Origin of the sequence: Pandoraea anapnoica, assembly GCF_902459765.1 — a bacterium.
Taxonomy (GTDB): domain Bacteria; phylum Pseudomonadota; class Gammaproteobacteria; order Burkholderiales; family Burkholderiaceae; genus Pandoraea; species Pandoraea anapnoica.
In genome coordinates this window covers 190,965-211,225 of record NZ_CABPSP010000013.1, presented here as the reverse complement: position 1 = coordinate 211,225, position 20,261 = coordinate 190,965, and the positions used below count along the sequence as shown (strand labels likewise).

Here is a 20,261-nt window from a genome sequence, read left to right as displayed (position 1 = left end):
TCGTTCGTGGCGCTCCGGCGGCCTTCCGGGCCGTGTCGGTGGCGTCCATGAGCGGCAAGAAACGTCCGCTGACTTCCCACCGGAGCCTCCCATGTCAAATCCCGACCTCATTCTGGTCAATGGCAAGTTCACCACGCTCGACCGTGCGAACCCGCAGGCTGACGCCGTCGCGCTCACCGGCGGCACCTTCACTGCCGTAGGCACGCGCGACGACATCATGCGTTTGGCCGACAATGGCACGCAGGTCATCGACCTTAAGGGCCGACGTGTGATTCCGGGGCTGATCGACAGCCACATGCACATCATTCGTGGTGGCCTGAACTACAACATGGAGCTTCGCTGGGACGGCGTGCGCTCGCTGGCGGACGCCATGCGCATGCTTAAAGCGCAGGTCGACCGCACGCCCGCGCCGCAATGGGTGCGCGTGGTCGGGGGCTTCACCGAGCACCAGTTCGCGGAGAAGCGCTTGCCGACCATCGACGAGCTGAACGCCGTCGCGCCCGACACGCCGGTGTTCATCCTGCATCTGTACGACCGCGCGATCCTGAACGCTGCGGCGTTGCGCACCGTCGGTTATACGAAGGACACGCCGAATCCGCCGGGCGGCGAGATCGTGCGTGATGCGTCGGGTAACCCGACCGGCCTGCTGCTCGCCAAGCCGAACGCGACCATTCTCTATGCGACGCTTGCCAAAGGGCCGAAGCTCCCGCCGGAGTATCAAAAGAACTCCACGCGCCACTTCATGCGCGAGGTGAACCGGCTCGGCGTGACAGGCGTCATCGACGCGGGCGGCGGTTTCCAGAATTACCCCGAGGACTACAGCATCATTGAGGAACTGCACCGCGAAGGGCAGTTGACAGTGCGCCTCGCGTACAACCTGTTCACGCAGAAGCCGAAGGCCGAACTCGCGGACTTCAGCCAGTGGGTCAAGCAAGTCAGCCCGGGGCAAGGCGACGATCTTTATCGTCACAACGGTGCGGGTGAAATGCTCGTATACACGGCAGCCGACTTCGAGGACTTCCGTGTCGAGCGGCCGGAGATGCCGCCATCGATGGAAGGCGATCTCGAACCGGTGGTGCGATTGCTTGCAGAGAACCGCTGGCCGTGGCGTCTGCATGCCACGTACGACGAGACGATCTCGCGCGCACTCGATGTCTACGAGAAGGTCGCGAAGGACATCCCGTTCGACGGCCTGCACTGGTTCTTCGATCACGCCGAGACGATCAGCGACCGCAATATCGATCGCATTGCGGCACTCGGGGGCGGCATCGCCGTACAGCACCGCATGGCGTATCAGGGCGAGTACTTCGTGGAGCGCTACGGTGCGAAGGCTGCCGAGGCGACACCGCCGGTGCGTCGCATGCTGGAGCGCGGCGTGAAGGTCGGTGCGGGTACGGATGCGACGCGCGTCGCGTCGTACAACCCGTGGGTGTCGCTGTACTGGCTTGTGACGGGTAAGACCGTCGGCGGGCTGCGCATGGCGGCCCCGGGCAGTCTGCTCGACCGCGACGAAGCGCTGCGTCTGTGGACAGAAGCGAACACGTGGTTCTCGTCCGAAGTCGGCAAGAAGGGGCAGATCAAGGTCGGACAGCTCGCCGATCTGGCCGTGCTCTCGGAGGACTACTTCAGCGTGCCGGAAGACGAGATTCAGGACATCACGTCGGTGCTCACGATGTTGGGCGGCAAGGTCGTGTATGGCGACGGCGACTTCGGTAGCTATGCACCGGCACTGCCACCTGCGATGCCTGACTGGTCGCCCGCGCGACACGGCGTGGGGTATCAGCCGCGACAACCTAATGTGCTTAACGTGAGCGTGAGTTGCGCGTGTGCGACGTCGTGCGGCGTGCACGGCCATGCGCACGCGAAGGCTTGGTCGTCGAATGTCCCTGCGTCGGATGAGAGCGGGTTCTGGGGCGCGCTCGGCTGTTCGTGCTGGGCGTTCTGAACGCCATACCGTTAGCTACTCACTGTTGAGGTCCGTCATGGCCACGCTGCTGCCGTCCTCCGATCCTTCCTCGTCAATGGCACGCAAGACGTCTTTGCTACCGGGCTGGGCTTACTGGCTTGCGCTGTTGCTACTTTGCAGCGCCTATCTGCAAGGCGGCATCGACAAGGCGCTGGATTTCTCCGGCGCCATTGCCGAAATGCAGCACTTCGGACTGTCGCCAGCAGCGCCGATGGCGGTTGCCGTCATCGTGCTTGAAATCGGCGCGTCGCTCATGATCCTGACGGGCAAGGGGCGATGGCTGGGTGCGTTGGCGCTGGCGGCATTCACGCTGGCCGCCACGTTCCTGGCCAATCGCTTCTGGTCCGCCCCGCCGGACGCCCGCACGATGCTCGCCAATAGTTTCTTCGAACACCTCGGACTCGTCGGCGGCTTTATCGCCGTGGCGTGGTACGACCTCAGAACGCGCGCTGCGCGGAGTCAATCATGAAGCTCTATCTCGTTTCGCTTGCCGTGGGCGTTCTTGTCGGCATCATCTACGGCGGGCTGGGCGTTCGCTCACCGGCACCGCCTGCGGTAGCGCTCATCGGCCTGCTCGGGATGCTGATCGGCGAACAGGTCGTACCGCCGGTCAAGCGTCTGCTCGCAGGCGAGCCGGTGAACCTCGTGTGGTTCCATCGCGAATGCGTGCCGAAGATCACGGGACTGCCGGGGCCGGTGGCGCAGGCGGCGAAGGATGAGGACAAGACCGAAGCGCCGAAGGCGTAAGCCGTGGCGGCGTCCATTGCGCCGTCGACGGCTCACTCGCGCAGCGCGATGTGACGCCGACGTTACTCGCCGATTGCGTAGTGAAGTAGTAACGCCGCCACACGTGCCCGGTCGACGTCGGGAATGCGCTTCATCCCGACGTACTCCCAAAACTCTTCGACGGCGGCGATGCCCTCCTGACCATCAGCAAGAAGACACGCAAGGGCATCGGCTCGATGCCGCGGCGGCAGGACATCGAGGCTCAGGATCAGCGCATCCATCACGCGCTGCTTGCGGCTGCCCTTGAAGAACCGTTCGCTGATGTCGCCGACGAACGCGGACCACGCTTCGGAGGCGCTTCCGGCCTTCGCCGCTACAGCCCACTTCTCGAGCAGCGCGGCATTGGCTTTCAACGGCTCACGGAAGAACATGAAGTCGACGGCGGGCTCTGGTGCTGCCGGTTCGTTCGTCCGCCTTGCCGAGAGCATGGCCAAACGGCGCGGAGCGCTGCCCGGTCCGACGAACACCGCCTGCGGGATTGTCGCCGCGCGAAGTCCGCCAGCGGGTGCGAGCCTGGCGACGCGAAGATCCGTCCCGAACCGTTGGTTGCGATGACATGGCCGCAGAGGGAACATCTGCGCAGGCACGGGCGCAGAACCGACAGTCGTTGTATTTAGGCGATTCATCGTCGACCTCTTTCATGGATAGGAGATCGCATCCTGACGGCACGTCGCCCCAAGGTCTTTGCGATACCGTCGGTCAGTTGTCAGTTCCGTCGGCACCGACGGCCCGCCTCCGCCTCAATTGCCGTTATCCGCCCATCGCCATGCCGGACGGTCGAGCGGATGCTGGCCGAGAATCGTCGTCGCCGAGAAGGACTTCTCCAATTGGATCGAATTGCATTCGGGGTCCTCTTCCAGCGCCGCCGCCAGACGCGGCGAGTGCGACACGACCCACACCTGACTGCGTTGCGAGGCACGGCGAATAAGACGCCCCAACGCGGGCATGAGATCGGGATGCAAACTCGACTCCGGCTCGTTGAGCACCATCAGCTCGGGTGGACGCGGTGTGAGCAATGCAGCCGTCAGCAGCAGATACCGCAACGTCCCGTCGGACAACTCTGCGGCGCTCAGTGGGCGAAGCAACCCATGCTGATTGAATTCCAGCATGAGCCCGCCACGGCCCGTCCCATCGATCGTGACGCTCGCGCCGGGAAAAGCGTCCGCGACCGTCTGCGCCAGCGCTTCGTGGTCGCCGATCTCGCGAATCGTCTGCCAGGCAGCAGCGAGATCCCTGCCGTCGTGATGCAACGCCAGCGTGCGCGTGCCGATCTGGGGCCAGCGTGCGGGTGCGTCAGCGTCCGTACGGAAATGATCGTAGAAGCGCCAGTTGCGAATGCGCTCGCGCACGGTAAATACCTCGGGACAAGCGTTGTCGTTCGCAATGTGAGAGAAGAGACTCTCAAAGCGCGGCAGGCTACTGGTGAGGATGTCCCACTCGCGTCCGGCCTTGCGTCGCACCACCCCGCCCTGCCGGTCCACCAGCGTATTGGCCGGACGTAGAAATTCGCCAGCCCATATGCTCTCGTGCTTGAACTCCGGATCGGCACCGAACATGGAAACGCCGCCCGCACTGCCCATCCCCATGCAGATGGCATAGCCGAAGGTGTCGCTGCCGAAACCGAGACGCATGCGCTCACGTTTCTGACGCGGGCCGCCCTGAATCGGCACTTCGCCACGACGCATGCGCGGGCTGATGGTTTCCGGCCCCGCCCACAGCACAGAGCCCAGCCCACCCTCGCGCGCGATGGGACCGATGATGCCGTCGTTAGCCGTACCGGCCAGCAAGCGCAGCGCGCGGTAAAGATTGGACTTCCCGCTGCCATTTGCGCCGCTGATGACGTTAAGCCGGGTGAGCGGCATCACAAGCGACTGGATGGAACGGTAGTTGTCGATGGCGAGAGCGGTGAGCATGGCAGGCAGGAGAACGTGAGGAAACGCAGCGGACGAGCGCGGGGAATCAAGGACGGTGAAGTTCGCAGATTATCCCTTCGAGCACGTCGCGCTGCTGCCGTTCCCTAATTCCGGCGCACAGCTTTCGCAGACGGCCCGTTCCTCAAGGGACGCACAGCCGCGCCCACATGGCATAAACTCCCCGTTTCGACCTCTCACAGCGACACCTCGCCTGCCCCGATGTCAGACGTTACCCCTGAACCGAAAGACAGCTCCGGCGTTGCCGTCATCGACCGCGCCTGCGCCATTCTGTTCGCGTTCAAACCCGACGACAGCGCCCTCACGCTGGCCGAACTGGCTGCCCGCACCGGCCTCTACAAGAGCACCCTGCTGCGCCTCGCGGGCGCGCTCATCCAGCACCGCATGCTCATGCGGCTCGAAGATGGCCGCTATCAGCTCGGCCCGGCCACGTTCATGCTCGGCGCACTGTATCAGCGCAGCCTGAACCTCGGCGACATTCTGTTGCCGCTAATGCGCGAACTGGCGGATGTGAGCGGCGAAAGCGTGTCGTTCTATGTGCGCGACGACGCCGTACGCGTGTGTCTGCATCGCGTCGATTCCACGCATGCCGTGCGGTTCCACGTGCGTGAAGGCGATGTTCTGCCGCTTGAACACGGTTCGGGGGGATTGGCGTTGCTGGCTTTCGGTGGAGAGACGGGCGAAGCATTCGACCGCATTCGCGACGTGGGCTACAGCGTATCGATGGGCGATCGCGAGCGCGATACGGCGGGGGTGTCGATGCCGGTGTTCGGGGTGCGTCAGACGCTGCGCGGCGTAGTGACGCTGGCCGGACCCAGCTCGCGTATCGACCGCGCGTTCATCGACCGGCACCTGCCGGATCTATTTTCGTGCGCCGTGCGCGCCACCGACGGGCTCGGTGGCGACTCGCGGGCACTGCGCGCGGCGTGGAAGCTGCGAGAGGGTTGATACGCCCAGGCGATCCATCGCTCTCGCAACGTCCTGTCATGCATCAAGCGCGATTTCGTGTTTGTCGAAGAGATCCTTCACGTACGCCTTGTCCGTCTCCGGAATCGTTTCGAAAAGCTCATCGCAGAATCCACGCAGTGCGATGACACCTACGCCATCGGCTTCGACACGATTGCCCTTCCCGTCAACTTTGTAATCGACCAGCGCATTGACGGCATCGACCCGGGAGGCGTCCGGGAGGTACTCGAACAACTGAACCAGCACGTCGACGACCGTTTGACGCCCGGGCCTGGACTTAGCCCCCATAAGGTCTTCGACAAACACGCCCAACGCGCCGTCGCGCGAAACGATGGCCTCCTGAAATCGCGCGAGGAACTTTGCGTCCGCCTTAAAAATGTCGGCCAGCACCATCGGGCCGAAGACTTCGTTTAGCTTATCGGGAACCTCAAACAAGCGAACGCTCTCGGTGGACATCAGAGCCACCGGCGTGAGTATCTGGCTCACAGTTCGCAAATCCTCGCCGACTGCGTTGACCTTATTGTCCTTGTCGTCAGGCCCTTGGTTCCCAGTCAGCACCTGGGTCGTATTGCCGGAATTAACACCCGTCGAACTCACTTCCATGATGGATCTCCATCAATAATTGGGAAGTTCATTCTGGTACGGGAAGTACGTCGACGTTATTGAAACGAACAGCAAGCTTTCGTTTCTCGCACCCCCTTGGGAAGAAGATGCGGTGCGCGATTGGGATTCATCGACGTATCCGCACTTATCGGGTCGCCGCCGGTTCGGCACTCAGGGCAGTTCGCGTTCGGCGAGACCGGTGTAGCGATACGGCAATTGACGCGGCAACGGGCCTTTGTTGCGTTCGCCGCGCCCGCGTTGCTCCCAGGCGTGGGACAGAATGCCAACCGCACGCGACAACACGAACACCCCTCGCGCCAACTCCGGCGCAAACCCCAGTTCGGCATAGATCACAGCGGTGATGCCGTCGATGTTCATCGGCACCGGCTTTTGCTTGCGCGCCTTCAGGTGCGCTTCGATGCCACGTGCGATGGCCGCGTAATGCCCTTCGATCACGCCTTGCGCCACGGCATCGTCGACGATGGCGAGCAAGCGCGTCGCACGCGGATCGACCGGATGGAAGCGATGACCGAAACCCGGCAGGTACTTCCCGTGGGCAACGTTAAACGCAGCGATACCCTCTGCCACTGCATCGGCGAGATCGGGGACTTCAGTCGTCGAGTCCGCCAGCCGCTGGGCGATGTCCTGATACAGCTCGACGGCCTGCTGCCCCGCGCCGCCATGCACGTCGTCCAGCGCATTGATGGCCGAAGCCATCGCGCCGTTGAGCGGCAAGCCGCAGCTCGTTGCGATGCGCGAGATCGCAATCGACGGTGCGTGTGGTCCGTGGTCCACCGACGCGACGAGCGCCGCCTCTAGCAACCGCGCCTGCGCATCCGTGGGCAACTCGCCGCGCAGCATCAGCCAGATCATCTGCGGGAAGCTCACGTTGCCGATCAGTTCCTGTATCGGATAGCCACGCACGTTGATCGATCCCGGATGGATATCGATGATCGACGTGCTCCAGTAATCGGCGCACAGCGCCGCAGCATCGAGTGTCGGGCTCATGGTCAGATCACGCCGTCGGCGCGCAGTTGGTCGATGGAGGCCGTGTCGTGGCCGAGGTCACGCAGCAGATTCAGCGTATCCGCGCCGAGCGACGGTGCGGGTGCACTCGGGGCAGCGTCACCGCCGGAGAGACGGAAGCCCGCGCGCGTCACACGCTGCGGCTGCGCCTCGCCCGGCACGTCGAGTTCGCGCACGAATTCGCGCGAAGCGAGATGCGGATGCGCGAGGACATCAGGCACAGAAAGAACGCGCCCGGCAGGCACACCGCTCGCGACGAATTTCGTCTCCCAGTTCGCGGCGCTGTCGTGTGCGAGCGCCGCTTCGATTTCCGCTTTGAGCGCGTGACGATTCTGCTTGCGCGTGTCGCGTTGCGCGAAGCGCGGGTCGTCGGCGATATCCGGGCGGCCAATCAACGCGCACAGACTCACGAACTGCCGCGTCTCGTTCGCCGCGATGTTCAGCAGGCCGTCACCCGTACGGAAGGTGCCGGACGGCGCAGCAGTGAAGTTCTCGTTGCCCATCGGCACCGGTGCGACACCCGCATTCAGGTAGTTCGAGACGACCCAGCCCATCGTCGCGAGCGTGGCTTCGAGCATCGAGACGTCGAGCATGCGGCCCTGCCCTGTCGTGCGCGCATCGAGCAGCGCCGCGCAGATGGCGAACGCGGCCGTCAGACCGCCGACGGTATCGGACACCGGATAGCCGACGCGCAACGGAGCGCTCTGCGCATCTCCCGTCACGCTCATCACCCCCGAAATACCCTGAATGATCTGATCGTAGGCGGGGCGCGACGACAACTCGCCGTCCGCACCGAAGCCCGAGATCGCGCAGTAGACAAGACGCGGATTGATTTCGCGCAGAACGTCGAAATCCAGACCGAGACGCGTCATCACGCCCGGACGGAAGTTCTCGACGAGCACGTCGCTCGACGCCACCAGCGCTTTCAGGATGGCCTTGCCGCGCGGATCTTTCAGGTTCAGCGTGAGCGAGCGCTTGCCAGCGTTCACCGCCACAAACGACGCGCCCATCTGGCGTGCAGCCGCTGCTTTGTCTGCCCCGAGTCGACGGGCCAGATCGCCCCCTTCGGGGTTTTCGACCTTGGTCACGTCAGCGCCCATTAGCGCCAGCTGATAAGCGCAGAACGGTCCCGCGAGGACGTTGGAGAGATCGAGGACTTTCACCCCGGCTAGCGGCAATGCCATCGTTGGCTCCCAAGAATACGAGTTTCGGTTGAAGCGAGATACATCGGGTCAGGACAAATCAATGCGAGATTTCGTCCAGCGTGCGCTGGTTGGTACGCGGCCCGAACAGGCCGATCGACGCCATCACCATGACCATCGCGAACGTGATCAGCGCGAACACGCCGGTCACGTCGAAATGACGCAGGGCAAAGGCAATCATGAAACCGGAGAACATGGCCGACAGGCGCGACATCGAGTACACGAAGCCGACAGCCCGGGCACGAATGCGCGTGGGGAACAGCTCGGTCTGATAAGCGTGATAGCCAACCGACAGCAGCGTGCCGCACAGCGTGATCGCCACCCCGAGAATCATCAGCATGGCGGGCGAGGTCTGCACCGCGAACAGCGAACCGAAGATTGCGATACCCAGCGCCGAGAGCACGACCAGCGTCTTTCGCTCGATGCGATCGGCAATCGCCATGCCGATGAGCGGACCGAACGGGTTCGAGATCGCAATGACGAACGAGTACATCAGGCTGTGTGTGATCGTGATGCCCTTGGACACGAGCAACGTCGGCACCCACGACGCGAAGCCGTAGAAACCGATGGCTTGAAACAGGTTGAAGACCAGCAGCGTGATGGCGCGACGACGATACGGCTTCTGCCAGATTTCGCGGAACTTTGCCTTGGTCGCGGCCGGTTCGACGCTCAGTACCGGCGGCGGCAACGGACGGCCGGACTCTCGTTGCACGCGGGCTTCCAGATCCGAGAGAATCGCTTCGGCCTCGGCGGCGCGGCCTTGCTGAGCGAGCCAGCGCGGGCTTTCCGGCACGCGGCGACGGATCGCCCAGACGATCAGTGCCCCCAGCGAACCGATGATGACCACCGTACGCCAGCCGTCCATCCCGAAGATTTGTTGCGGCACCAGCCACCACGACAGCAACGCCACCGCGGGCACCGCGAGGTACTGAATCAGGTGCATGAAGGCGAAGGCGCGGCCGCGCAGATGCTTCGGCGCGAGTTCGCTCACATACGTATCGATGGTCACCAGCTCGACGCCGACGCCGATCCCGGCAATCAGACGCCACAGGTTGATCATCGGCGCAGTCGTCTGGAACGCCATGATGAGCGTGGCGATGGAATACCAGAGCAGCGAGACGGTGAAGATCGTGCGACGGCCGTAGCGGTCGGCGAGCCCGGTCAGAAAGAATGTGCCGATGAACAGCCCCGCGAAGGACGCCGCCACAAACGCGCCGAGGCCCGACACGCCGAAGAACGATGCCGTCGTCGTGGAGTACAAGCCACTCTTGACGAGGCCGGGGCCCACGTAAGCGGTGAAGAAGAGATCGTAAAACTCGAACCAGCCGCCCAGAGCGAGCAGCAGGATCAACATCCAGACGGATCGCGTGGCGGGCAACCGGTCGATGCGCGCGTTGATCTGCCGACTCGCGTCGGAGGGCCCGGAGTGGGCGGCGGGCGACTCGTGCACCGCGCCGACAGGCAAACTCGACATCTCAATCCTCCTTTGGATTGCATTGCAGGTCATTCCGCAAGTTCTGTCAGACAGAATGACGTTCTGTTTTATAAGAAGTCGAAGGGTATGCCTCCGTCCAAGGGGCGGATATCGGGGTTTACGCGGAGATAGGGAGGGCGATTCGGGGACTTATGACCGCCGCAAGTTCAGACCTGTGAGCGTGGCCGATGGCCACCGCACCGTCACATTTCGTCCACCGCTGTAGTGGCGGTCGGCTGACCGTCGTGGCATTCCAGCGAGAAGCGATTGCGCGTATCGACGTAAAAGCTCGCTCCGAAGCGTCCGACAGGGAAGTAGTTTTGCAGACGCACACGCCACGCCTGCGTGTCGATCAGTTCGTCGCGCGCGTGCATGCGTTCGACGCGTCCGATGAAGATGTGGCGGCTCGGTGTCTCGAGCGTCTCCCACAGCGTGCATTCGAAGGCGACCGGGGCTTCGGCGATGCGCGGCGGGGCCACCAGACTACTCGCCACGGGTGTGAGCCCCGCATGCACGAGCTCGCTTTGCGTCGGCGGCAGGCACTCGCCGCAAGCGTGCATGCGCGCCGCCATCGCCTCGTCCGTCAGGTGCACGACATATTCGCGCGTGCGCAGAATGTTCGCCGCGGTGTCCTTGAGCGAATCGTCGTCGCGCCGGTTGATCGATAGCATGACGATCGGCGGTTCTTCGCCGAGCATGTTGAACATCGAGAACGGCGCGGCATTGACGACGCCGCCTTCGTTGACCGTCGTGACGAGTGCAATGGGACGCGGCACGATCAGGCTGGCCATCAACTTGTAGCGTTGATAGGCCGTAATTTCCCGGAAGTCGATTTCCATACGATGGCCTCAGGCGCGCTGACGAGTGGTGGATTTGGCGGACGGTGTGGTGGCGTCGCGCTGCGCAGCGCCGGTCTCCGGCAAGCCGAGCAGCGAGGCAAGACTCTTCTGCCCACGCATTCGGGTCGTCTCGATGCGTCGCTCCAGTTCCTCCAGATGCGCTTGCATACGGTCGATGGCACCTGCGGCATCCCGTCTCTCGATGCACGCCACGATGGCGGTGTGTTCGTCGTGCTCGCACGGCGCGTAGCCCGGTGGCTCGTACAACCCTACGATGAGCGAGCAGCGCGAGATCAACTCACCGAGATAGCGCAGGAGCACTGCATTGCCTGCGAGCGCCGCCACGCGTAGATGGAAGTCACTCGCGAGCCGCGCCCAGGATGGCTGATCGAAGCGGTGCATGGCCGCATGCTCTGCATCGAGTTGCCGACGCAGCATCGCCAGATCCTCATCGGTCACCCTTGCCACCGCCAGCTCGACGAGCGCGCGCTCCAGCGCACGTCGTGCTTCGAAGATCTCGCGCGTTTCTTCCGGCGTCGGCTCAGCGATCACCGCGCCCTTGTTAGGACGCAGCGTGACGATGCCGTCGTGCGCCAGACGTTCGAGCACTCGGCGTACGACCGCCCGGCCCACGTCGAAGAGCTGACAAAGCTCGGGCTCGGGGAGCTTGGTGCCAGGTGTCAGACGGTGCGCCAGCACGCCTTCGACGATGGTCCGGTAGATGTGCGTCTCGACGCGCGTCTCGGCGTTCTGCTCAAGCGCATCGTCGGCCGGGGGGGAGGACAGCGAGTGGAGCGAAAGGGGACGGGATCCGGCGAGCCCGGTCGCTGCGGCGTCTGCGGCAGCACTGGCGGGATGACGGCGCGCACGCGGCGCAGGCTTGTTGGCGGGCATAGCGGCTGAAGGCAGTAAGGTCGACGTCGGGCAATCCGGACAATCCGGGCAATCGGGACAGTAGGGCTTGAGCGTCATGATGCCCTCACCCCATCACGGCATCGGGCTGCGTCAGACTGACCGAGGCGACGTGTGCGGCGATGTCGCCCGGGCGGGTGAGCCATATCTCACCGCGCTGTGCGGCTTGCACGATCGGTGTGAGCACGCGGCGCAGGTGCCGCAACCGGTAGGGCTGCCCTACGAGATACGGATGCAACGCGATACCCATGACCAGCGGCTGAGCCCGGGTCGGGTGTTCGGCCTGCGCGTACATCTCGTCGAAATTGTCGGCAATCATGTCGGCGAATGCTATGCCGTCCAGCTGACGGCCGACGATCATCGGAATGTCGTTGACCTCCTGAGGATAGGGCACCGACCAGAGCGTTCCGTGGGCGGTTCGCATGCGCACCGGACGGTCGTCGTGGCACCAGTTCAGCGTATAGCGGTAGCCGGTGCGAGCCAGCAGATCCGGCGTGTGATGCGTCTCCGATATCCACGGCGAGAGCCATCCCGTGGGCGCACATCCCGTCGCCTGCGCCAGACGCGACCGGCAGTGCATGAGCAGATCGTGCTCGTGCGCGGGCTCGAAATCGCTCTGACGTTGCGCATTCGTGTGGCCGTGTCCGATCAGTTCGTCGCCGCGAGCGACACAGGCGTGCACGAGCGCAGGGCAATGATCGAGCAGCGATGTGTTGAGCACGATACCTGCGGGCATCGACAGATCGTCGAACAAGTCCAGGCAACGCCATGCGCCGACCCGATTGCCGTATTCGCGCCAGCTGAAATTGAGCACGTCCGGCTGCGGCGAGACGGGGCCGAGATTCGCCCCCATACCCTCCCCAAAGGCGAAGTGCTCCAGATTGAAACCCAGATAGACGGCCAGGCGCGCGCCATTGGGCCATCGATACGTATCACGCGCCGTGATCGGCAGGTAGTCGAAGCGGTCGTGAGAACGCAATGCGCCGAAGCGCGTGTCGTCGTTCGCCAGATCGTCACGTTCCGGAAGCGTCAGTGCAGAAGTCATCGGTATGTCGTCATTACGGTACGGCATCGCAGCAGGCTCAGCGACTAAGGCCGTTCATTCATCCTCGAATCGTTCGTTGTTCGAATCGCTTGCCCGGCGTCGGGCAACTGCACGGCCGGACATGCACCCGCGTCATGAGCCGTCTTGAAACATCCGCGCACTGCCGCAGTGCGCGCGCGTTCCGAGTTGGCGCAAAACGCGTCGTCAACGAACACCCCACAGAATCGTTCGCAATTTCAATGCCAGATCGTCAACACATTGCCGCGCATATCGTGCAAGGCGATTGCCATGGAATGTCGACGTGGTGGCACGCCTCTTGCGTACGGCGAACACGTAGTGAGGAGTGCCCGATGCCAGAGCGCTCCCCGTCTTTGAATCGCTTCAGATGTGTCTTATGTGTTCTTACGGAGATTGCTCATGTCTGCCTCTGCACGTCGCCATACCCCCTGCTCTGCCCTCACCGGGGGCCCGGCACCGCTCGCCGCCCCCACCCGCCGCCGCTGGCTTCGCTCTGGCGCGCTCGCCCTGGCGGCAGCGAGTATGACGTTTGCCAGCGTTTCGGGTTATGCGGCGGAAACGATCAAGATTGGTCTCGTCACCGCGCTCTCCGGCCAGTCGGCGCGAGCGGGTGACGCGTTGACGCGCGGCATGACCATCGCCATCGACGAGATCAACGCGAGCGGCGGCGTGCTCGGCGGTCGCAAACTCGAACTGGTGCGTCGCGATGACGAGGGCAACCCGGCCAAGGGCGTGCTCGCCGCGCGCGAACTGATTTACAAGGACAAGGTGGCGGTGCTCTTTGGCGGGCTGGACACGCCGGTCTCGATGGCCATCGTCCCGATCGCCAATCAGGAAAAGGTGCCGTTCATGGGACCGTGGGCGGCAGGCACGCCGATTACCCGCAACGGTGCGAATCCGAACTACGTGTTCCGCGTCTCGGCGGTCGACGAGATCGTCGACGGCGCGATGGTGAACTACGCGCAGCAGACCTTCGGTGCGAAGAAGCTCGGCCTCATTCTCGTGAACAACCCGTGGGGGGAATCGAACGAAAAAGGCATCGTCGCGGCGCTTTCGGCAAAAGGCATGAAGCCTGCGGCGGTCGAGAAGTTCGAAGCCAACGACGTGGACGTCACACCGCAATTGGGACGTCTGAAGGCTGCCGGTGCGGACACGCTGCTCATGGTCGGCAACGTCGGCCCCTCGGCGCAGGTCGTGAAGTCGCTCGACCGTATGGGCTGGAAGGTGCCCATCGTCTCCCACTGGGGCCCGGCAGGCGGGCGCTTCACCGAACTCGCCGGTCCCAACGCCAGAACGGTGCACTTCGTGCAGACGTACAGCTTCTTCGGTGCGACGTCGCCGGTGAGTGTGCGGGTGGTGGCTGCACTCAAGGCGAAGTACCCCGACATCAAGGGGCCGGACGACATCACGCCAGCGGTGGGTGTCGCCAACGCCTACGACGCGATGCGTCTCACGGCGCTCGCCATCGACCGCGCCGGCTCGACCAACGGCGATGCGATCCGCGCAGGCTTTTACAAGATCGACCGCTACGAGGGCCTCATCAAGACCTACGTGAAACCGTTCAGCGAGCAGCAGCACGACGCGCTCTCTGCGCAGGACTACGTGTGGGCGCAATTCATCGACAACCGCATCGTGCCGGTGGCCGCCGCAGGGGCAAAGGTCGCGGCGAAGTAATGCTTACGTAATGCCTGCGTCGTCGGTGACACGACGGCGTCAACGAACGGGCGCTGCCGACGCAGCGTCCCGGAGGACATCTCATGCAATGGATCTCGGCGCTCGTCGCCGGCCTGGGGCTCGGCAGTATGTACGGTCTCATGGCACTGGGCTTTCATCTGACTTTCGCCGTCAGCGCGACGGTCAACTTCGCGCAGGGCAGCTCGATGATGCTGGGCGCCGTACTGGCGTACACGTTTTCGCAGACGCTCGGCTGGCCGATGCCGCTCGCCGTCGCCGCAGCGCTCGCGCTGTGCGCGGTCTACGGTCTGGTGGTCGAGCGGCTCGCAGTGCAGCCGTTCGTGCGACGCGGTTCGAGCGCGTGGCTCATGGCGACGGTGGCGCTCGGTATCGTGCTCGATAACCTCGTCATGCTGACTTTCGGCACGGAGCCGCGCAGCCTGCCCTCGCCGCTCGCGCAAAGCGCGTTGCAGATCGGCGGCACCGGGCTCGGCGTGTATCCGCTGCAACTGTTGATCCCCGTCGTCGGTCTCGCGCTCGCAGGCGTGCTGCATTACATCTTGCGACGCTCGCGCTGGGGCATCGCCATGCTCGCCGTTGTGCAGAACCGGGATGCGGCGCGCCTCATGGGCATTCCGATCCGGCGCACCATCGCCGGGGCCTTCGCTGTCTCGACGCTGCTTGCCGGGATTGCCGGCGTGCTCATCGCGCCGCTGTTCAATGTGCAGGCGGACATGGGCACGGTCTTCGGCCTCAAGGCCTTTGCTGTCGCCATTCTGGGCGGATTGTCCAGCGCGTGGGGCGTGATGATCGCCGGTCTGCTGTTCGGCATTGCCGAGGCGATGATCACGGCGACGCTCGGATCCGGCTACACACAAATCATCACGTTCGGTCTGGTTATCGTGTTGCTGGCAATGCGTCCGGACGGCATGTTCGGCCGCGCGGAGGTACGTAAGGTATGAGCGATTCCGTGTTGAAAATGGCATCGAAAGCCGACAGCGCTCGCGCAACGGCGACGCGCCGGCGTTCGCGCGACGATCTGGCATTGGGCGGCGCAATCGCCGTCGCGCTCCTGTCGATGGCCGGTGCGGCGTGTGTGGTGAACGGCTATTTCGTGGTGGTGATCGCGGGCGTGGCACTGCTGGCTATCTGCGGTGTGGGCCTTAACCTTCTGCTGGGTTTGACCGGGCAGGTGTCGTTCGGCCATGTTGGCTTCTATGCGATTGGCGCCTACGCCGTGGCGATTCTGACCACACAGGCAGGCTGGCCGTTCTGGCCAGCGTGGCTGGCGGGTGGCGTCATCGCGGCACTCACCGGCGCGGTGCTGGCATTACCGGCGCTGCGCGTACGCGGGCCCGGGCTCGCGATGGTGACGATTGCGTTCGGGTTCATCGTCGAGCATGGCGCAGTGGAATGGCGCACGTTGACCGGTGGCCAGAACGGACTGATGGGCGTGATGCCGCCAGGCGTATTCGGCATAGCAGGCAGCGAACGGGTGGTGGCCGTGGCCGCGCTGGCGGTGCTGGCGGTCGCACTCGTCATCTACGTTCGTATTTCACGTGGCACCTGGGGCGCTGCCATGCGTGCGGTGCGCGACAGCGAGACGGCGGCCGCATCGATCGGTGTCGACCCGCTGGTTGTGAAGGCGATGGCATTTGCATTTTCCGCCGCGCTCGCCGGTCTGGCGGGCGGACTCTTTGCGCCGCTGCAAGGCATGGTCACACCGGGCATGTTTTCCTTCCTGCAATCGATTCTCTTCGTGCTTGTCGTGATGATTGGCGGGGCGGGCACGATTGCGGGACCGCTCGTCGGGGCCGCAATCGTAGGCCTGCTGCCAGAGTTTCTGGCGAGTCTGGAGAACATGCGTCTGTTGTGCTTCGGCGTGTTGCTGCTGGTCGTGCTGTGGGGCGCACCCAATGGCGTCATCGGAGTGCTCGGGCAATGGTGGATGTCGCGCAAACGTGTCGTGTCGGACAGCACGGATCTCGCGGCGACATCGACACTCGCCCTGCCGGTGCTTGAGACATCGCAACGAAAGGGGCTGATCGCGCAGGGACTGACGATGACCTTCGGGGGCGTCAAGGCCGTCGCCGATCTTTCGTTCACGTTGCCTGCGGGCCAGGTGACCAGCCTGATCGGGCCCAACGGCGCAGGCAAGTCGACGGTCCTCAATATGCTCTCGGGCTTTTACCGGCCGCTGTCCGGCACACGTGCGCTGGGCGGTCACGCACTGCTGGCGCGCGGCGCTTGCGACAGCGCGCGGCGTGGGGTGGCGCGCACGTATCAGACGTCGCAATTGTTCGGTGGCATGAGCGTGCTCGATAACGTCACGCTGGCACGCAGTGCCGGACGTCTCGGTGCTCTGCTCGGCAGCGCCCGGATGCGAGGCGAGGCACCGCGCCGGGAGGCCCTGGCGTTGCTGCGTGCGTGCGGCTATCTGGGTGACGTCGAGCTGATGGCGGCGGATCTCGCGCACGTCGACCGGCGTCTGGTCGAAATCGCGCGAGCATTGGCGACGCGTCCATCGGTGCTGCTCCTCGATGAGCCGGCGGCCGGGCTCTCGACGCAGGACAAGGCTCAGTTGGGCAAGCTGTTGCGTCGCATTGCCGACAGCGGCGTCACCGTCGGACTCGTCGAACACGATATGTCGCTGGTGATGGGCGTATCGGACGGCATCGTCGTGATTGACGCAGGGCGCTTTCTCGCGCAGGGCTCTCCCGCCGCGATTCGTCATGACGAGCGGGTACGTGAGGCCTATCTGGGGGCGTCGGTCCCCGACGCGACCGGCGCGGCGACGGCCCCTACAGTGCGCGAAAAGGCAGTGACGCCGGAAATCCTCGGCGTCGGCAAGTTGACGGCGGACTACGGCGCAGCGCCGGTGTTGCACGACGTGTCGATTCAGGTGCGCGAAGGAGAACTCGTCGCCCTGCTCGGTGCCAACGGCGCGGGCAAGTCGACGCTCATGCGCGCACTCGCGGGACTGCATCGTCCGGTCAAGGGCGGCATCACCTTCAATGGGCGCGATCTGTCACGTCTGGACGCTGCGCAGATAGCGGCGCTGGGCGTGGTACTCGTGCCGGAGGGGCGGCAGGTGTTCCCCGAGTTGTCGGTCCTCGACAATCTGCGTCTCGGCGCTTTCCCGTGCGGGCGTTTGCCGCGCGCCACGCTCGACGCACGCATCGCGCAGATGTTTGCACGCTACCCGCGACTGCATGAGCGCCAGCATCAACGCGCGGGCTTGCTCTCCGGCGGCGAGCAGCAAATGCTGGCAATTGCGCGAGCGTTAATGTCCTCGCCGCGCGTGTTGTTGCTCGACGAGCCTTCGCTCGGTCTAGCCCCGAAAGTCATTGCGTCGTTGTTTGCGTCGCTCGACGCACTGCGTCGCGAATCGCTCTCGATGCTGCTCGTCGACCAGATGGCCGCCATGGCGCTGTCAATTGCCGACCGTGGCTACGTTCTCGAAGAGGGACGTGTGACGGTCAGCGCAGCGGCGAGCGAACTGGCAGGTGACGCGCGTCTGGCGGCAGCGTATCTCGGGGGTGAGCATGACGCAGGGGCGGCAGCATGATGCGTGACACGGCGGTTTGTGCGTCGCCCGGCGCCGCGAGTGGCTGTCGTGGACTGGTCACCAGCCCGCACACGCTTGCGAGTGCTGTGGGCCGCGACGTGTTGCAACAAGGCGGAAACGCCATCGAAGCGGGCATCGCCATGGCCGCAATGCTGTGCGTAACGATGCCTCACTTCACCGGCCTCGGCGGAGACGGTTTCTGGCTTGTCGCCGACGGTGCGTCCGAGGGCGGCACAGCGCCGCTTGCCATCTCCGGCATCGGACAGGCGGCGCGAGATCTGCCGTCGCGTTGGCTCGGTGGCGAGGCCATTCCCGTGCGCGGGCCGTGCGCCGCATTGACCTCGGCGGCTACGGTGGCGGCATGGGAAGCGGCGTTCCGCATTAGCCGCGACACATGGGGCGGGCGATTGTCGTGGGCATCGTTGCTCGCACCGGCGATCGCCGCCGCCGACGCGGGATTCCCGACGAGTCGCTCTCAGGACTTCTGGTACACGTATCGCGCCGACGAGATGCACGACGCGTCGACGTGGCGTGGCTTCGCACAAACGTTTCTGCCCGGCGGTCGCGCCCCGGCTGCGGGCGAGATATTTCGTCAACCGGCACTGGCGACGACACTGCGTCGGCTGGCAGACGGCGGCCCGCGCGAATTCTATGAGGGCGAGCTGGCCGCCCGCATGGCGCAGGGCTTGCAGGCGGCAGGCGCTCCGCTCACGCGCGAAGATCTTGCCGCCACACGTGTGCATGTGTCGCCTGCGTTGACGATGCCCTATGCAGACGGCGTGCTCGCGACGATGCCGCCGCCCACGCAGGGCGTCACGACGCTCCAGATCATGGGCATTCTCGAACGCATCGGACTGAAAGACTGCGAGCATGGCAGCGCGACGTATTACCACCGACTGGTCGAAGCCGTGAAGCAGGCATTCCTCGATCGCGACCGATACGTCGCGGATCCGGAATTCGTCGACGTTCCCCTCGCGGCGATGCTGTCGGACGACCATCTCCGGGCCGCCGCATCGAGAATCGACAATCGTGCGGCGCTCGATTGGCCTCATCGGTTTCGCGATGGGGATACGGTGTATTTCGCCGCGACCGACGCCGCTGGCCGGGCCGTGAGCGTTCTGCAAACGATCTATTTCGATTGGGGAAGCGGTGTGATGGCGGGCGATACCGGCGTGCTTTGGCACAACCGGGGCGCAGCGTTTCGTCCCGCTGGGAGCGCGCATCCGAATGCGCTCATGCCTGGCAAGCGACCGTTTCACACGCTCAATCCGGGCATGTATCTGAAGGGCGGGCGCGCACGGTTGTTGTACGGCACACAGGGGGCCGACGGACAACCGCAAACGCTGAGCGCATTGCTGACCCGACTGATCGACTTCGGGATGTCTCCGCAAGAAGCGTTATCCCATCCGCGCTTTCTGCTCGGGCGCACGTTCTCCGACAGCCGGGACAATCTCAAACTTGAGCGTGATGCCGGGCAGTGGGTATTCGACAGCCTCAGCGAGCTCGGACACTCGGTGACGCCGTTACCCGCCCACAGCCCGCTGGCCGGACAGGCGGGCGTCATCGCGATTGCGGCGGACGGCGTGGCAACAGGCGCACACGATCCTCGCAGCGATGGGGCGGCGTTGGCGGTTTAGCGCCAATCGGCGCACGTCATCATCTACTGGAAGTCGACAACCGACATTGGATTCGCCGGGAACGTCTACGTGATCAAAGCGCGGCGCTCCGGAATTCCTGGTCGGGTCGGAAGTCGCAATGAATCTGCAAACGCTCAGTTGCATTGCAGTGGATCTGAAATCCATATTGCTTTAGCAAAGTGAGGATGCAGTTCAGGGATGATGCGTGCCGCCGGACCCGGCGCTGCTGCCAGCTTGAAGGGGTGAAGACGCCAAGCGGCAGCATGCGGATGCGGCGTCCGTTTACGCAGAACGAAACGTCGACATGTGTGCCGTCGATATCGTGGCCGTTGCTGCCAAAAATATCGGTGATCTCATGTTGCCGATTTGGGTACAGCCGACGAAACACGCCGATGCCGAACTTGCGGAACTGCGTCCTCGCGAAGCCGAGTTGGGACGCGTGGGCCTCATATCCTCTAGTGAGAATCAGCGTGATTCCTTCGGGCAGTTGCGTCTGAATATGCTGAAGGGCTTTCAGAACAGCCTCATCCACACGAACGCAGCGCGCGGGCCATCGGGGGCTAACTCGCAGTCCGCCGTGGGAGCCGCGTGTCAAAGTTGTCAGGGGCATGCAG

At 64.2% G+C, this 20,261-nt stretch carries 18 protein-coding genes; 8 read left to right on the top strand and 10 right to left on the bottom strand.

Annotated elements, in window-relative coordinates; all coding sequences use genetic code 11:
* The first annotated feature begins 91 nt into the window (after positions 1 to 91).
* From PAN31117_RS20695 to PAN31117_RS20685, 3 genes are all read left to right on the top strand, one after another.
* Positions 92 to 1,945, top strand: a complete 1,854-nt coding sequence (locus tag PAN31117_RS20695) for an amidohydrolase (protein WP_150739841.1) — start codon at positions 92 to 94, stop codon at positions 1,943 to 1,945.
* Positions 1,946 to 2,021: 76 nt separating this feature from the next.
* Entirely contained in the window at positions 2,022 to 2,435 is a 414-nt protein-coding gene (locus PAN31117_RS20690) for a DoxX family protein (RefSeq protein WP_150739872.1), read from the top strand.
* Entirely contained in the window at positions 2,432 to 2,713 is a 282-nt protein-coding gene (locus PAN31117_RS20685) for a XapX domain-containing protein (protein WP_150666696.1), read from the top strand. The genes PAN31117_RS20690 and PAN31117_RS20685 overlap by 4 nt, the downstream gene beginning before the upstream one ends.
* Before the next feature lie 62 nt (positions 2,714 to 2,775).
* Here PAN31117_RS20685 and PAN31117_RS20680 read toward each other — a convergent pair whose 3' ends face one another.
* Both PAN31117_RS20680 and PAN31117_RS20675 read right to left on the bottom strand, forming a co-directional pair.
* Positions 2,776 to 3,186: a hypothetical protein gene (locus tag PAN31117_RS20680; protein WP_150739840.1), complete on the bottom strand. Its 411-nt coding sequence runs from the start codon at positions 3,184 to 3,186 to the stop codon at positions 2,776 to 2,778.
* Positions 3,187 to 3,492: 306 nt separating this feature from the next.
* Entirely contained in the window at positions 3,493 to 4,665 is a 1,173-nt protein-coding gene (locus PAN31117_RS20675) for an AAA family ATPase (RefSeq protein WP_150739839.1), read from the bottom strand.
* Between the two features lie 219 nt (positions 4,666 to 4,884).
* On the opposite strand from PAN31117_RS20675, the gene PAN31117_RS20670 reads away from it, so the two are divergent.
* On the top strand, positions 4,885 to 5,631 hold the full coding sequence (locus tag PAN31117_RS20670) for an IclR family transcriptional regulator (protein WP_150739838.1): 747 nt from the start codon (positions 4,885 to 4,887) through the stop codon (positions 5,629 to 5,631).
* Between the two features lie 36 nt (positions 5,632 to 5,667).
* On the opposite strand, the gene PAN31117_RS20665 is transcribed toward PAN31117_RS20670, so the two are convergent.
* From PAN31117_RS20665 to PAN31117_RS20635, 7 genes are all read right to left on the bottom strand, one after another.
* Positions 5,668 to 6,252, bottom strand: a complete 585-nt coding sequence (locus tag PAN31117_RS20665) for a hypothetical protein (RefSeq protein WP_150739837.1) — start codon at positions 6,250 to 6,252, stop codon at positions 5,668 to 5,670.
* Between the two features lie 171 nt (positions 6,253 to 6,423).
* Complete coding sequence (locus PAN31117_RS20660; RefSeq protein WP_174991048.1) at positions 6,424 to 7,260, bottom strand: citryl-CoA lyase; 837 nt, start codon at positions 7,258 to 7,260, stop codon at positions 6,424 to 6,426.
* A gap of 2 nt (positions 7,261 to 7,262) precedes the next feature.
* The gene (locus PAN31117_RS20655) at positions 7,263 to 8,462 is read right to left on the bottom strand and encodes a CaiB/BaiF CoA transferase family protein (protein WP_150739835.1); all 1,200 of its coding nucleotides are present in this window, start codon (positions 8,460 to 8,462) and stop codon (positions 7,263 to 7,265) included.
* Between the two features lie 58 nt (positions 8,463 to 8,520).
* Positions 8,521 to 9,954, bottom strand: a complete 1,434-nt coding sequence (locus PAN31117_RS20650) for an MFS transporter (RefSeq protein ID WP_150739834.1) — start codon at positions 9,952 to 9,954, stop codon at positions 8,521 to 8,523.
* A 203-nt stretch (positions 9,955 to 10,157) separates the two neighbouring features.
* On the bottom strand, positions 10,158 to 10,793 hold the full coding sequence (locus tag PAN31117_RS20645) for a flavin reductase family protein (RefSeq protein ID WP_150739833.1): 636 nt from the start codon (positions 10,791 to 10,793) through the stop codon (positions 10,158 to 10,160).
* Positions 10,794 to 10,802: 9 nt separating this feature from the next.
* A complete protein-coding gene (locus tag PAN31117_RS20640; RefSeq protein WP_150739871.1) occupies positions 10,803 to 11,687 on the bottom strand; it encodes a GntR family transcriptional regulator in 885 nt (294 codons plus the stop codon).
* Between the two features lie 85 nt (positions 11,688 to 11,772).
* Complete coding sequence (locus PAN31117_RS20635) at positions 11,773 to 12,750, bottom strand: polysaccharide deacetylase family protein (protein WP_150739832.1); 978 nt, start codon at positions 12,748 to 12,750, stop codon at positions 11,773 to 11,775.
* A 540-nt stretch (positions 12,751 to 13,290) separates the two neighbouring features.
* Between PAN31117_RS20635 and PAN31117_RS20630 the strand changes: the two genes are divergently transcribed.
* From PAN31117_RS20630 to PAN31117_RS20615, 4 genes are all read left to right on the top strand, one after another.
* Positions 13,291 to 14,442 carry an ABC transporter substrate-binding protein gene (locus PAN31117_RS20630; RefSeq protein WP_150739870.1) on the top strand — a complete coding sequence of 384 codons (1,152 nt, stop codon included), beginning with the start codon at positions 13,291 to 13,293 and terminating at the stop codon, positions 14,440 to 14,442.
* Positions 14,443 to 14,525: 83 nt separating this feature from the next.
* Positions 14,526 to 15,404, top strand: coding sequence for a branched-chain amino acid ABC transporter permease (locus PAN31117_RS20625; RefSeq protein ID WP_150739831.1), 879 nt, complete (start codon positions 14,526 to 14,528; stop codon positions 15,402 to 15,404).
* 17 nt (positions 15,405 to 15,421) lie between these two features.
* A complete protein-coding gene (locus tag PAN31117_RS20620) occupies positions 15,422 to 18,010 on the top strand; it encodes a branched-chain amino acid ABC transporter ATP-binding protein/permease (protein WP_246189192.1) in 2,589 nt (862 codons plus the stop codon).
* Positions 18,007 to 19,647 carry a gamma-glutamyltransferase family protein gene (locus PAN31117_RS20615; protein WP_150739829.1) on the top strand — a complete coding sequence of 547 codons (1,641 nt, stop codon included), beginning with the start codon at positions 18,007 to 18,009 and terminating at the stop codon, positions 19,645 to 19,647. Before PAN31117_RS20620 ends, PAN31117_RS20615 begins: the two co-directional genes overlap by 4 nt.
* A 73-nt stretch (positions 19,648 to 19,720) precedes the next feature.
* On the opposite strand, the gene PAN31117_RS20610 is transcribed toward PAN31117_RS20615, so the two are convergent.
* Complete coding sequence (locus tag PAN31117_RS20610) at positions 19,721 to 20,179, bottom strand: hypothetical protein (protein WP_217429675.1); 459 nt, start codon at positions 20,177 to 20,179, stop codon at positions 19,721 to 19,723.
* Positions 20,180 to 20,261: the final 82 nt, after the last annotated feature.